Source organism: Trinickia dabaoshanensis, from assembly GCF_002879885.1.
GTDB lineage: Bacteria > Pseudomonadota > Gammaproteobacteria > Burkholderiales > Burkholderiaceae > Trinickia > Trinickia dabaoshanensis.
This window is the reverse complement of record NZ_PNYA01000002.1, coordinates 366,453-379,817: the sequence shown is the minus strand read 5'-3', so window position 1 is coordinate 379,817 and position 13,365 is coordinate 366,453. Positions and strand designations below refer to the sequence as shown.

10 protein-coding genes and 1 rRNA gene are annotated in these 13,365 nt (G+C 63.4%); 10 read left to right on the top strand and 1 reads right to left on the bottom strand.

What is annotated here, in order from left to right; all coding sequences use genetic code 11:
• Positions 1-99 (top strand): 5S ribosomal RNA (gene rrf / locus C0Z18_RS33965); the annotation flags it as partial.
• A 112-nt stretch (positions 100-211) separates the two neighbouring features.
• On the opposite strand, the gene C0Z18_RS03635 is transcribed toward rrf, so the two are convergent.
• On the bottom strand, positions 212-1,414 hold the full coding sequence (locus tag C0Z18_RS03635; RefSeq protein WP_102643985.1) for a M20 aminoacylase family protein: 1,203 nt from the start codon (positions 1,412-1,414) through the stop codon (positions 212-214).
• A 176-nt stretch (positions 1,415-1,590) separates the two neighbouring features.
• Between C0Z18_RS03635 and C0Z18_RS03630 the strand changes: the two genes are divergently transcribed.
• From C0Z18_RS03630 to C0Z18_RS03590, 9 genes are all read left to right on the top strand, one after another.
• A complete protein-coding gene (locus tag C0Z18_RS03630; protein ID WP_102643984.1) occupies positions 1,591-3,675 on the top strand; it encodes a molybdopterin-containing oxidoreductase family protein in 2,085 nt (694 codons plus the stop codon).
• Between the two features lie 121 nt (positions 3,676-3,796).
• The gene (locus C0Z18_RS03625) at positions 3,797-5,518 is read left to right on the top strand and encodes a long-chain fatty acid--CoA ligase (RefSeq protein WP_102643983.1); all 1,722 of its coding nucleotides are present in this window, start codon (positions 3,797-3,799) and stop codon (positions 5,516-5,518) included.
• Between the two features lie 214 nt (positions 5,519-5,732).
• On the top strand, positions 5,733-6,383 hold the full coding sequence (coq7, locus tag C0Z18_RS03620; protein ID WP_102643982.1) for a 2-polyprenyl-3-methyl-6-methoxy-1,4-benzoquinone monooxygenase: 651 nt from the start codon (positions 5,733-5,735) through the stop codon (positions 6,381-6,383).
• Positions 6,384-6,759: 376 nt separating this feature from the next.
• Positions 6,760-7,188, top strand: coding sequence for a division/cell wall cluster transcriptional repressor MraZ (mraZ, locus tag C0Z18_RS03615; protein WP_102643981.1), 429 nt, complete (start codon positions 6,760-6,762; stop codon positions 7,186-7,188).
• A 25-nt stretch (positions 7,189-7,213) separates the two neighbouring features.
• Positions 7,214-8,155, top strand: a complete 942-nt coding sequence (rsmH, locus tag C0Z18_RS03610) for a 16S rRNA (cytosine(1402)-N(4))-methyltransferase RsmH (protein ID WP_102643980.1) — start codon at positions 7,214-7,216, stop codon at positions 8,153-8,155.
• On the top strand, positions 8,152-8,544 hold the full coding sequence (ftsL, locus tag C0Z18_RS03605) for a cell division protein FtsL (protein ID WP_102643979.1): 393 nt from the start codon (positions 8,152-8,154) through the stop codon (positions 8,542-8,544). Before rsmH ends, ftsL begins: the two co-directional genes overlap by 4 nt.
• Complete coding sequence (locus C0Z18_RS03600; protein ID WP_102643978.1) at positions 8,541-10,388, top strand: peptidoglycan D,D-transpeptidase FtsI family protein; 1,848 nt, start codon at positions 8,541-8,543, stop codon at positions 10,386-10,388. The genes ftsL and C0Z18_RS03600 overlap by 4 nt, the downstream gene beginning before the upstream one ends.
• Positions 10,385-11,926 carry a UDP-N-acetylmuramoyl-L-alanyl-D-glutamate--2,6-diaminopimelate ligase gene (locus tag C0Z18_RS03595; protein WP_102643977.1) on the top strand — a complete coding sequence of 514 codons (1,542 nt, stop codon included), beginning with the start codon at positions 10,385-10,387 and terminating at the stop codon, positions 11,924-11,926. The genes C0Z18_RS03600 and C0Z18_RS03595 overlap by 4 nt, the downstream gene beginning before the upstream one ends.
• Positions 11,923-13,356: a UDP-N-acetylmuramoyl-tripeptide--D-alanyl-D-alanine ligase gene (locus tag C0Z18_RS03590; RefSeq protein ID WP_102643976.1), complete on the top strand. Its 1,434-nt coding sequence runs from the start codon at positions 11,923-11,925 to the stop codon at positions 13,354-13,356. Before C0Z18_RS03595 ends, C0Z18_RS03590 begins: the two co-directional genes overlap by 4 nt.
• Positions 13,357-13,365 lie beyond the last annotated feature (9 nt).

The window sequence follows — 13,365 nt, the reverse complement described above, 5'->3', positions numbered from 1 at the left end:
GAGTTGGTACCACCCCTTCCCATCCCGAACAGGACCGTGAAACGACTCCACGCCGATGATAGTGCGGATTGCCCGTGTGAAAGTAGGTAATCGTCAGGCACCCAATGCTAAGAAACCCCCGAAAGCCTAGCGCTCTCGGGGGTTTTTGCTTTGGCAGTATCGAACATCAAGCAACGCTCGCCAGCTCCTCACCGACGAGCGCGCCGCTCGGTTACTTCTTGATTCCTTCCGCGAGATACCGCTCGGCGAGTTTCACCCAGTATGTCGTTCCAACGGGCAGCAATTCATCGTTGAAATCGTAGCTCGCGTTATGCAGCATGCACGGCCCGGCGCCGTGGCCGGCATCGCGATGTCCGCCGTCGCCGTTCCCGAGAAATGCATAGCAGCCGGGCCTCGCCTGCAGCATGAATGCGAAGTCCTCGGCGCCCATGGTCGGCTCCGTATGGTCCTCGACGTTTTGCTCGCCGACGATCTCGCGCATCACTTCCACCGCGAAACGCGTCTCGTCGCTGCTATTGATCGTGGGCGGATAATTGCGGTTGAAGGTGACCGTCGCCGAACAATCGAACGCCGACGCCGTTGCTTCGGCCACCTTGGACATTTTCGATTCGATCAGATCGAGCGTTTCAGTCGTAAACGTACGCACGGTTCCAGCAAGCCATGCATCGTTCGGAATCACGTTGACCGCGTCGCCCGCATGGATCTGCGTGATGGAAAGCACGGCGGTATCGATCGGTTTCTTATTGCGCGTGATGATGCTTTGCAGCGCGTTGCCGATCTGTATTGCCGCGAACACGGGATCGTGGCCGTTATGCGGCATCGCGGCGTGTGCTCCTACGCCCCTCACGTCGATTCTGAATTCATTGCTCGACGCCATGATCGGCCCTTCGGTCACGCCAAAGGTACCCGCCGGCATCCCGGGCCAGTTATGTATCCCGAACACCGCATCGACGGGGAAGCGCTCGAACAAGCCATCCTCGATCATGGCTCGCGCGCCGGCACCGCCTTCCTCGGCCGGTTGAAAGATGAAAACGATCGTGCCGTCGAACCGGCCATGCTGCGCCAGGTGCCGAGCGGCGCCAAGCAGCATCGCGGTGTGGCCATCATGGCCGCAAGCGTGCATCTTCCCAGGCGCTTGAGACCGATGCTCGAACGTGTTGATTTCCTGGATCGGCAACGCATCCATATCGGCCCGCAATCCGATCGAGCGCGTGCCGCTTCCTCGCTGGAGCACGCCGACGACCCCGGTTTTGCCCAATCCGCGCTCAACGCGCAGCCCCCATTTTTCGAGCGACTGAGCGACGAGTTCCGCTGTACGCGTTTCTTCGTAGCGCAATTCGGGATGGGCGTGGATGCTTCGTCGCAGCGATTGGATTTCGTCTCGCGCGGCCAAGACTTCAGGAATGAGTTTCATGATGCGTTCGACAGTGGGGATGGGGTTCTAGAACTAAAAACACCTAAAATATGCATTGGTATCGAACGAACCATTCTACGCTCAACGGCGCCCTGACAATTTGCTGCAGGCTAGAGGCTCGAACGGTCTAAAATCACCGGCCTACCGCAGCACCATCCCTCTAACGGAACGCAGTGATGAATGCGCCCACCGAATTTGCCCGCGCCGTTTGCCCCCACGATTGCCCCGATACGTGCGTGATGCGAGTCACGGTCGTCGACGGCAAGGCGATCAAGGTAGTAGGCGACACGGACCATCCGCCCACTCAGGGCGTGCTTTGTACCAAGGTGAGTCGCTATGCCGAGCGCACTCACCACGCCCAGCGCTTGACCACGCCGTTGAAGCGCGTCGGCCGAAAGGGCGAGGGGCGCTTCGAGCCGATCGGCTGGGACGAGGCGCTCGCCTTGGCCGCAACGCGGCTATCCGAGATCGTTCGTCGCGAGCCGCAAGCGCTTTTGCCGTACAGCTATGCCGGCACGATGGGGCTCGTGCAAGGTGAAAGCATCGCGCAACGTTTCTTCCACAAGCTGGGTGCGTCCCAGCTCGACCGCACGATTTGCTCGGCAGCCGGCGCGGCGGGGCTCAAATATACCTATGGTGCGCCCGTCGGTATGCATCTCGAATTTTTCGAGGAGAGCGAGCTGATTTTGATATGGGGCGCCAATCCGATCGCATCGAGTCTGCATTTTTGGACCCGCGCGCAAGAGGCGAAGCGGCGTGGCGCACGGCTCGTGGCGATCGACCCGTATCGCTCGCTGACCGCGGAAAAGTGCCACCAGCATATCGCTTTGCGTCCCGGCACCGACGGCGCGTTCGCCCTCGGAATGATGCATGTCTTGATCGCCGAAAACCTGATCGACCATGCTTATGTCGAGGCGCACACAGTCGGATTCGAGGCGCTGAAGGAGCGCGCATCGGCCTATCCGCCGGCACGGGTCGCGCAAATTTGCGGCGTCGACGAACAGGAACTGATCGAACTCGCCCGGCTTTACGGCAAGACCCGCAAATCGGCCATTCGTCTGAATTACGGCATGCAGCGGGTGCGCGGCGGCGGCAACGCGACGCGCGCGATCGCTTGCTTGCCTTCTCTGACGGGCGCTTGGCGTGACCGTGCGGGCGGCTTGTTGCTGTCGACATCGGGTTGGGTGCCGTTCGATACCGCGGCATTGCAGCGTCCCGATTTGATGCCGGGCTGGCCGGGCAAGCTGCCGCGCGTGATCAATATGAATGCGATCGGCGACGCGCTGCTCCACGAGGGTGATGCATCGTTCGGCCCCAAGATCGAAGCCGTTGTCGTCTACAACTCCAATCCCGTCGCCGTGGCGCCCGATTCCGCGCGTGTGGCCGCGGGTTTTGCGCGCGAAGATCTGTTCACGATCGTGCTCGAGCATTTCCAGACCGACACGGCCGACTACGCCGATCTCGTCTTGCCCGCCACGACACAGCTCGAGCATTTCGACGTGCATCGCGCTTATGGCCACACCTACGTCATGGTCAACGAGCCGGCGATCAAGCCGGTCGGCCAAGCGCGCCCGAATACGGAAATTTTCCGGGGACTTGCGCGCCACATGGGCTTGGACGAGCCCGCGCTGTTCGAAAGCGACGAAACCGTCGGACGTAACGCGCTGCGTTGGGACGATCCCACGCTCGAGGGCGTCGATTGGGCCAAGCTCAATGAAGCAGGGTGGGCCAAGCTCAAGTTGCCCGACGCGCCGTTTGCGAACGGCGGCTTCCGAACGCCGTCGGGAAAATGCGAATTCGCGAGTTCGCTGCTGGCCACGGAAGGTAAGGATCCGCTACCCGATTACTTGCCGCCCTATGAATCGCACGATGGTTCGCCCGAACTCGCGGCGCGATACCCGCTCGCGATGATTTCGCCGCCCGCTCGTCATTTCCTGAACAGCACGTTCGTCAACATCGACAGTCTGCGCGACGTCGAACGCGAGCCGCGGCTCGATATTCATCCGATCGATGCCGCTGCCCGCGGCATCGCCGACGGCGAGAACGTCCGCATTCGCAACGACCGCGGAGCGTTCGTCGCCCGAGCTCGAGTATCGCACCGCGCTCGCGAGGGCGTCGTCGTCGGCCTATCGATTTGGTGGAAGAAGCTTGCACCCGACGGGTGCAACGCAAACCAGGTGACGAGCCAAGCGCTGACCGATCTCGGCGGCTCGGCCACGTTTTACGATTGTCTCGTCGAAGTCGAGCGCCTTGATGTCTGAATGTTGTGCAAGCGGTTTTCTTGCAGTTCGAATTCGATATCTAATCCGGTTGTTTCTACCGGGACGACCGGCTAGGATGCTTTTTTTAGCACGACCATTCGAAAATTAAGGGAGACGCCGCATGGAAAAAGTTTGGTTGAAGTCGTACCCGCCCGGCGTCCCAGCCGAAATCGACCCGTCCGCCTACGGTTCGGTCGGTGAATTGCTGGAGGAAAGCTTCCGGCAATATCGCGCGTCGCCCGCGTTCGCCTGCATGGGCAAAGCGATCACCTACGGGGAGCTCGACGCGCTTTCACGCAAAGTCGCCGCTTGGTTCCAGTCCAAGGGGCTCGCGCGCGGCGCGCGTATCGCGATCATGATGCCGAACGTGCTCCAGTATCCGGTCGTGCTGGCCGCCGTTCTGCGCGCGGGCTATGTCGTCGTCAACGTCAATCCGCTCTACACGCCGCGCGAACTCGAACATCAACTGAAAGACAGCGGGGCCGAGGCCATCGTTCTGCTCGAAAATTTCGCGGTCACGCTGCAGGCCGTCGTACGCAACACCGCGATCAAGCACGTGGTGGTGGCGTCGATGGGCGATTTGATGGGCGCCAAGGGGTTCATCGTCAACTTCGTCGTGCGGCGCGTGAAGAAGATGGTGCCGGCCTGGAGTCTGCCGGGCCATGTGAAGTTCAACGATATCGTGGCCGAAGGCGGGCGGCTTACGTTCGCGCCGGCCGCGTTGACGCGCGACGATGTGGCGTTCCTCCAATATACCGGTGGCACGACCGGCGTCGCCAAAGGCGCGACGCTGACGCACGGCAATATCGTTGCCAACGTGCTGCAATCGGCGGCATGGCATGAGCCGGCCCATGCGCTGCACCAGGACGTGACCCAGATCGTGAATGTCATCGCCTTGCCGCTCTATCACATCTACGCACTGACGGTTTGCGCGTTTCTGACTATACGGACGGGTGGTTTGGGGGTGCTGATTCCGAATCCCCGCGACATCGGCGGCATGATCAAGCAGTTGAAAGGCTACAAGATCAATACGTTCCCGGCGGTCAATACGCTGTACAACGCGATGCTCAACCACCCGGACTTCGGCAAACTCGATTTCTCGAAGCTGCTGGTCGCCAACGCGGGGGGCATGGCCCTGCAAGAAGCGGTGGCCAAGCGGTGGTACGAGCGTACGCACGTGCCCGTCATCGAAGGGTACGGCCTGTCGGAAACCTCCCCGAGCGCGTGCTGTAATCCCGTGACGGCAACGGAGTTCAGCGGCACGATCGGTTTGCCGATCCCGTCGACCGAACTGTCGATTCGCGACGACGACGGTAACGAAATGCCCATCGGGCAGCCGGGCGAGATTTGTATCCGCGGGCCGCAAGTGATGGCCGGCTATTGGAATCGGCCCGACGAAACGGCCAAGGTCATGACGGCCGACGGCTTCTTCAAGACCGGTGACATCGGCATCATGGACGAGCGCGGCTACTTCAAGATCATCGACCGGAAGAAGGACATGATTCTCGTGTCGGGATTCAACGTCTATCCGAACGAAATCGAGGACGTCGTCGCCAAACATCCGGGCGTACTCGAAGTGGCCGCCGTCGGTGTGCCCGACGAGCACTCGGGAGAAGCGGTCAAGCTCGTCATCGTGAAGCGGGACCCCGCGCTGACGCAGGCCGACGTCGTCGCGTTCTGCAAAGAGCAACTGACGGGCTACAAGCGGCCGAAGATCGTCGAATTCCGCACGGAACTGCCGAAGACGAACGTCGGGAAGATCCTGCGACGCGAGCTGCGCGACGCGGCGGTCCCGCCCGCCGCGTGCCCCGCCGCCGCGGTGGCCCACGAACGTAGCGCATAACCGCGCATAGCCGGGCCTAGCCGCGCCTAAGTGTCGCGTCGCGGCAAAAGCGCCCATGCTATATGCATCGCACAACATCGTCTAAAATGCACGATTGACCGCGGTTTTGCTCTGAACTAAGCGTGGGCCATGCGCCCGCGCCTGGTGCCGCGGGGAGGTGCCGCACGGCGAGCCGCTTCCGGCCGCCAATTTGCCGCACCGCATGGAGAGTGCAATGACGTTGGACGAGTTGATTACCGAGTTTGACCGCGGGCTGCGTTCGATCGCCGGCGTGAGCCGCATGAGTAGGCCGGTGCCTCAGCCCATATCCGAGCCGCTTGACGCGGCGCCCGCCGCAGCGGCGCCCGACCTGACGCTTGCAGAGCGCGCACACTCGGCAGGGCTCATGCGCGTGAATCACGTGGGGGAGATATGCGCCCAAGCGCTATATCAAGCGCAAAAGCTCGCCACGCGCAGTCCCACGCTGAAAGACGCATTCGAGCACGCGGCCCAAGAGGAAGAAGATCACCTCGCATGGACGGCCTCGCGGTTGCGCGAACTCGATTCGCGTCCCAGTTTGCTCAATCCGCTTTGGTACACGGGCGCCCTTGCGATCGGTTTCGCGGCCGGATGCCTCGGCGATAAAGTGAGCCTCGGCTTCATGGCCGAAACCGAACGCCAGGTTGAACGGCATTTGGAGGGCCATCTGAGTACGCTGCCCGAAGCCGATCGTCATTCGCGCGCGATCGTCTCGCAAATGCGCGACGACGAGCGCACGCACGGGCAATCGGCCACCGACGCCGGCGGTGTGGAGTTGCCGATGCCGGTGAAGGCGCTGATGCGCGCGGCCTCCAAGGTCATGACCCAGACGGCTTACTACGTTTAATGCGCAGTGGGAGCGGCGCGCTCGCGTCGCTCGTCGATTTACCCCGACCGATCCACTTTCCCATCCCGCCCTTGATCGCGCCGCACGCTTGCCGTGCCGGTGCCTGCCGCGAGCTTTTCACGTATCACATTCACAAAATGCAGTAGTTCTTTCTTTTATAACGTTTTTCGGTTTCTCACCCCCGCATGAAGGGACTCACGTAAGTCCTTGTTCTAACAAACAAAATTCGCTGAAAAAACTGTTTTCTCCCTTGACCCGCTTGGGGCGTTCCTCTAAAGTGGGAGACAGTGTGAGAAAGTGTATTTTTGTGGATTGTTCGGATCATTCCGAGCCGTTTTCGAGGGATGGAGCGTAGGGCTCCGAACGGGAGAGAAGAGTGTTTCAAGGGGCGTCGGCGCTGACGCTCGATGCGAAGGGGCGGATGTCCGTGCCCTCTCGGTATCGCGAAGCGCTGCAAGGCGAGGCACAAGGACGGGTGACGCTCACGAAGCACCCGGACGGCTGCCTATTGCTGTTTCCCCGTCCCGAATGGGAAGTCTTCCGCACCAAGATCGCCGCGTTGCCGATGGATGCCCATTGGTGGCGGCGCATTTTTCTCGGTAACGCCTCCGACGTCGATCTCGATAGCGCGGGACGCATTCTCGTCTCGCCGGAATTGCGCATGGCCGCAGGGCTGGAAAAGGAAATCATGTTGCTCGGCATGGGAAGCCACTTCGAACTGTGGGATGCGCAGACCTACGCCGCCAAGGAACAGGCGGCGATGGCGCAAGGGATGCCCGATGCGCTGAAGAATTTCACGTTTTGATCGCGGGTTGAAATAGGGCGCTGCGATGGGAAACGAATTGCAGCATCGCACGGTGCTGCTGGAAGAAGCGGTGGATGCGTTGGTGACCCGCGTGGACGGCGTCTATGTAGACGGCACGTTCGGCCGCGGCGGCCATAGCCGGGCGGTACTCGCGAAATTGAGCGAGGCCGGCCGGCTGATCGCATTCGACAAGGATCCGCAAGCGATCGCGACGGCGCGCGCGATCGAAGATCCGCGCTTCACGATCGTGCACGAAAGTTTTGCGTCGTTGGCGCCGGCGCTGGCGACGCGGGGTATCGAGCGGGTCGCCGGCGTATTGCTGGACTTGGGCGTGTCGTCGCCGCAACTGGACGACCCAGCGCGCGGTTTCAGCTTCCGTGCGGACGGTCCGCTCGATATGCGGATGGATCCGACGCGAGGCGAGTCCGCGGCCGAATGGCTTGCTCGAGCGAGCCAGCAGGAACTGACGGAGGTCATTCGAGATTATGGGGAAGAACGGTTTGCTGTTCAGATTGCAAAGGCGCTTGTTGCTCGCCGGGCAGAGTCCGACCGTCTTGGGCCTCTCGACAGCACGGGCGAGCTTGCCGAAATCGTGGCTCGCGCAGTCAAGACCCGTGAGAAGGGCAAGGATCCGGCCACCCGCACCTTTCAGGCTATACGGATTTACGTCAATCAAGAGCTTGCGGAGCTGCAAGTCGTTTTAGAGGCGGCGTTCGCGTCGTTGGAGCAAGGGGGGCGGCTGGTCGTGATCAGCTTTCATTCGCTCGAGGATCGAATCGTGAAGCGATTCATGCAGGCTCACGCGAGTGGGCCTGCGATCGACCGTCGCTTGCCGATTCGTGCCGTCGATCTGCCCGCTGCGCCTCTGAGAATCATCGGGCGCGTATTTGCCGGCGCCGCCGAACTCGAGTCCAACCCGCGTGCCCGCTCGGCGGTCATGCGCGTCGCGGAGCGCGTCGCGCCATGAGCCGCCTCAACATATTTCTGCTCTTCGTCGTTTTGGGTTGTGCGCTTTCCGTCGTCAATTCCACGAACCAGCAGCGGCAGTTGTTCGTGCAATTGGAGCGTGCGCAGTCCGAAGAGCATCAGCTGCAGCAGGACTACGCTCAGTTGCAGTATCAGCAAAGCGCCTTGTCGAAGACCTCGCGCATCGAGCAGCTCGCAACCGCCTCGCTGAAAATGCAGCCCGCCTCGACGGGCGAAACGCAATTCTTGACCCTCGCTCCCGGTGCCAACCAGGCCGAGAACGCGCCGATCCCGATCCTCGCGGCCAGCGCCGCGGCGCCGCTTTCGCGGGCGGGTAAGGGGGCGAGCAATGCTGTGAGCCGTGCCGCCCGTCGGGGAGGCGCGCGATGAAGCACGCGGCCAAGACGAAGAGCGTCACGTTCTCCGCGAGCCCGGTCCTCTCGGTGCGTTTGCCGATGTGGCGCTCGAAGCTCGTCGTCTTTATGCTCTTCACCGCCTTCGTGGCGCTCGCGGCTCGCGCGTTCTGGATCCAAGGTCCGGGCAATGCCTTCTATCAGAAGCAAGGCGAGATCCGCTACGAACGCACGATCGAATTGCCTTCCACGCGCGGCAAGATTCTCGATCGAAACGGCCTCGTGCTCGCCACGAGCTTGCCGGTGCGGGCCATCTGGGCGATTCCGGAATCGGTGCCCGAGGATCTCGATCCTGCCAAGCTGGCCGCGCTGGGCGCGTTGCTCGGCATGACGCAAAAAGAACTGCACAAGAAATTTTCCGAGGACAAGACGTTCGTCTACGTGAAGCGCCAAGTGCCTATCGACGTGGCCGCGAAGATCGAGGCGCTGAAGATTCCGGGCATCTATCAGCGCACCGAATACAAGCGTTTCTATCCCGAGGGTGAAATTACGGCTCACTTGGTCGGTTTCACCAATATCGAGGACGAAGGCCAGGAAGGCGTCGAACTGTCCGATCAGAAGCTGCTCGCGGGCACGCCGGGGATGCGCCGTGTAATCAAGGACCGGCTCGGGCACATCATCGAGGACGTCGACGAGCAAGTCGTGCCGCACGACGGCAAAGACGTCGAATTGTCGATCGACAGCAAGATTCAGTACATCGCGTACTCGGATCTGAAGGCGGCCGTCGAGAAATCGAAGGCGAAAGCCGGCGCGGCCATGGTCATCGATGTCCGTACCGGCAACGTGCTGGCGCTCGTCAACTACCCGACCTACAACCCGAACGATCGCTCGCACCTGACCGGCGAGCAATTGCGCAATCGGGCGCTCACGGACGTATTCGAGCCGGGCTCGATCATGAAGCCGTTCACGGTTTCGCTCGCGCTCGACTTGCACCGCGTGACGCCCGACACGCGCGTGGATACCGGCAACGGCCGCTTCGTGCTCGATGGCGCCCCGATCACCGACGACAGCGCGAACGGTGTGCTGACCATCGGCGGCGTCATCCAGAAGTCGAGCAACATCGGCGCGACGAAGATCGCGCTGACGCTCAAGCCGGAAGAGATGTGGAATATGTATACGAGCATCGGGCTCGGGCAGGCACCGAAGGTCGGTTTCCCCGGTGCGGCTGCCGGCCGGCTGCGGCCCTGGAAAAGCTGGCGCCGCATCGAGCAGGCGACGATGTCGTACGGCTATGGTTTGTCGGTCTCGCTGTTCCAGCTCGCGCGTGCCTATACCGCGATCGCGCATGACGGTCAGCTCATGCCCGTGTCGATTTTCAAAACGGACCCGAACCAGGTCGTGACGGGACCGCAGATCTTCTCCCCGACGACGGCGCGCGAAGTGCGCACGATGCTCGAATCGGTCGTGACCGCCGACGGTACGTCGCCCGAGGCAGCCGTGCCGGGTTACCGTGTCGGCGGCAAGAGCGGCACCGCGTACGTGCACTCGGGGCGCGGTTACGATCGGTCGAAGTACCGGGCGTCGTTCGTCGGCATGGCGCCGATGCCGAATCCGCGCATCGTCGTCGCCGTCTCGATCGACCAGCCGACGGCGGGCAGCCACTTCGGCGGCTATGTGTCCGGTCCGGTGTTCTCCGGCATCGTCGGCGATACGATGCGGGCGCTGAACGTGCCGCCCGATATGCCCGTCAAGCAACTGGTCGTATCCGACGATTCGTCCAAGGCCGCCGCCGTCACCGCCGGCAAGACCGCTGCCGTGATGTCCGCACGGGCGATGACGGTATCGGCCGCCACCCACGCCCACCCCGGAGTCGTTCGATGAGTGCGCCCGTGAACGAGGACGCCATGCACCGGGAAATCGCCGATGCGCTCGCCTGGCTGCGCGCACACGCGGCCCCCGGCGCTCAATTGCACGCCGACTCGCGCACGCTCGCGGCCGGCGACGTCTTTTTCGCTTATGCCGTAGATGGCGCCGATAGCCGGGCGCATATCGCGAGCGCTTTCGAGCGCGGCGCGGCTGCGGTGCTGTTTCAGCCCGAGGGTTTCTCGGGCACCGTCGATCCCGCGCGCACGCACGCGGTGCCGCAACTCGATCGCTTGGCGGGCGAAATCGCGAGCCGCTGGTACGGCGCGCCGAGCGAGTCCATGCGCATGATCGGCGTGACGGGTACCAACGGCAAGACTTCGTGCTCGCAATGGATCGCCGCGGCGCTGACGGCGCTTGGCGAGCCGTGCGCGGTCATCGGCACGCTCGGAACCGGCATGTGGGGGCATCTCGCCCACACCGGGTTCACGACGCCCGATGCGCCTCAGATGCAGCGTTCGCTCGCGCAATTGGCGGCGGCGGGCGCGCGTGCCGTGTCGATGGAGGTGTCGTCGCATGCCCTGCATCAGGGCCGCGTGAACGGCACGGCCTTCGACATCGCCTTGTTCACCAATCTGACGCAAGATCACCTCGACTATCACCGTACGTTCGAAGCGTATGAAGCCGCGAAGTCCAAACTGTTCGACTGGCCGACGCTGAAGGCGGCGGTCATCAATCGCGACGATGCCGCCGGGCGCCGGTTGATCGCGCGGACGCAACCGCGCATGCCGACGATCGTCTACGGCATCGGGGCGGCGAGCGATGCGCCGAGCGCCCATGCCGCGCTCGTCGCGACGAACGTGCGCGCCACCGCGACCGGCACCGCCTTCCATTTGGCGTCGGATTGGGGCGCGGCCGAGGTCGAAGTCGGTACGCTCGGCGAATTCAACGTCAGCAATCTGCTCGGCGTGCTCGGCGCGCTTTTAGCCGCCGATGTTCCTTTGGGCGACGCGCTCGCGCAACTCGCCAAGCTCGAGCCGGTCAATGGCCGGATGCAGCGCCTGGGCGGGCGCATCGCGAGCGACGAGCCGCTCGTCGTCGTCGACTACGCCCACACGCCCGATGCGCTCGAGAAGACGCTCGCCGCGCTGCGGCCGATGGCGCAAGCGCGCGGCGGCCAACTCGTGTGCATGTTCGGCTGTGGCGGCGATCGCGACGCGACCAAGCGTCCGCTGATGGGCGCGATTGCCGAGCGATTGGCCGATGCCGTCGTGGTGACGAGCGACAACCCGCGCAGCGAAAATCCCGCATCGATCATCGATCGGATCGTTGCGGGCATGACGCAGCCGGACCGGGCGCGCCGCATCGAGGATCGCGCGAACGCGATCTTGCAAGCGGTGCGCGGCGCGGCGCGCGAGGACGTCGTGCTGCTGGCCGGCAAGGGTCACGAAGCCACACAGGAAATCATGGGCAAGAAGCGTGTTTTTTCGGATCAGGATCACGCTCGGCTCGCGCTCGCCGCGCGCGCGACGCATTCGCGCGGAGGCGAGCAATGACGATGTTCACGCTAGGCGAAGCCGCTCAATGGATCGCGGGCGCGACCGTCCATGGCGATCGGGCGACCGCCGTCGAGCGGGTCGGTACCGATAGCCGCACGACGGGCCCGGGCGAGTTGTTCGTCGCGCTCAAAGGCGAGCGCTTCGATGCGCACGAGTTTTTGGCCGACGTTCGCACGCGCGGCGCCAGCGCGGTGCTCGCGCAACGGCTGCCGCACGACTGGCAGGGGCCGGCGCTGCTCGTGCCCGATACGCGCGTGGCGCTCGGCGAACTGGCGCGCGGCTGGCGCAGCCGCTTCACGTTGCCGCTCGTCGCCGTGACGGGCAGCAACGGCAAGACGACGGTCAAGGAGATGATCGCGTCGATCTTCGCTGAGGCGGTTGGCGAATCGGCGCGGCTCGCCACGGCCGGCAACTTCAACAACGACGTGGGATTGCCGCTGACGTTGCTGCGGTTGAATGCGACCCACCGGCTCGCGGTTATCGAAGTGGGCATGAATCACCCGGGCGAAACCGATGTGCTCGCGAAGATCGCGTTGCCGACGATCGCGCTCGTGAACAACGCACAGCGCGAACACCAAGAATTCATGGCGACGGTCGAGGCCGTCGCGCTCGAACACGCAAGCGTGATTCACGCCCTGCCGAAGGACGGCGTTGCCGTCTTTCCGGCCGACGACGCCTACGCGGGTATCTGGCGCATCGCCGCGACGGGGAACCGTATCGTCGACTTCGCGCTCGAAGACGCTTCGGGTAACCGGGCTGCTGCCGCAGCCGCGGTGACAGGCGTGCTCGAAGGCAACCGTTTGCGCGCGCGCACGCCGGCCGGCCCGTTCGAAGCGACGTTGCAGGTGCTCGGCGACCACAACGCGCGCAATGCGCTCGGAGCCACGGCCGCGGCCGTCGCCGCCAACGTGCCGCTCGACGCGATCGTGCGTGGACTCGAAGCGTTCACGCCGGTCAAAGGCCGGTTGCAAGCCAAGCGTGCGATCGCGGGCCCGCTAGCGGACGCGACGGTGATCGACGACACGTACAACGCGAACCCCGATTCGATGCGCGCGGCCATCGACGTGTTGGCCGCCGCTGCCGCACCGCGTGTGCTCGTCATGGGCGACATGGGTGAGGTGGGCGACAACGGACCGCAGTTTCATCGTGAAGTCGGCGCTTATGCGCGCGAGCGCGGCATCGATGCGCTCGTCGCACTGGGCGACGCGGCGCGCGACTCGTGCGCGGCGTTCGGTGCGGGGCAAGGTGCCGCGCACCATTTCGACGACGTGTCCGCACTCGTCGAGTACTTGCTGCAAGCGGGCTTTGGATCGAGCGCGACCCTGCTCGTGAAAGGCTCGCGTTTTATGCGGATGGAACGCGTCGTCGAGGCGCTCACCGTTCAACCGTCACCCAACGTGCCGGGCGTCGCGCCCGGCACGCACTGAAAGAGAAGG

What these genes read in the sequence shown, in the direction of transcription:
- C0Z18_RS03630 (WP_102643984.1), top strand. Translation starts at nt 1,591, where the DNA reads ATGAATGCGCCCACCGAATTTGCCCGCGCCGTTTGCCCCCACGATTGC.
- C0Z18_RS03635 (WP_102643985.1), bottom strand. Translation starts at nt 1,414, where the DNA reads ATGAAACTCATTCCTGAAGTCTTGGCCGCGCGAGACGAAATCCAATCG.
- coq7 (WP_102643982.1), top strand. Translation starts at nt 5,733, where the DNA reads ATGACGTTGGACGAGTTGATTACCGAGTTTGACCGCGGGCTGCGTTCG.
- ftsL (WP_102643979.1), top strand. Translation starts at nt 8,152, where the DNA reads ATGAGCCGCCTCAACATATTTCTGCTCTTCGTCGTTTTGGGTTGTGCG.
- C0Z18_RS03590 (WP_102643976.1), top strand. Translation starts at nt 11,923, where the DNA reads ATGACGATGTTCACGCTAGGCGAAGCCGCTCAATGGATCGCGGGCGCG.
- C0Z18_RS03625 (WP_102643983.1), top strand. Translation starts at nt 3,797, where the DNA reads ATGGAAAAAGTTTGGTTGAAGTCGTACCCGCCCGGCGTCCCAGCCGAA.
- rsmH (WP_102643980.1), top strand. Translation starts at nt 7,214, where the DNA reads ATGGGAAACGAATTGCAGCATCGCACGGTGCTGCTGGAAGAAGCGGTG.
- C0Z18_RS03600 (WP_102643978.1), top strand. Translation starts at nt 8,541, where the DNA reads ATGAAGCACGCGGCCAAGACGAAGAGCGTCACGTTCTCCGCGAGCCCG.
- C0Z18_RS03595 (WP_102643977.1), top strand. Translation starts at nt 10,385, where the DNA reads ATGAGTGCGCCCGTGAACGAGGACGCCATGCACCGGGAAATCGCCGAT.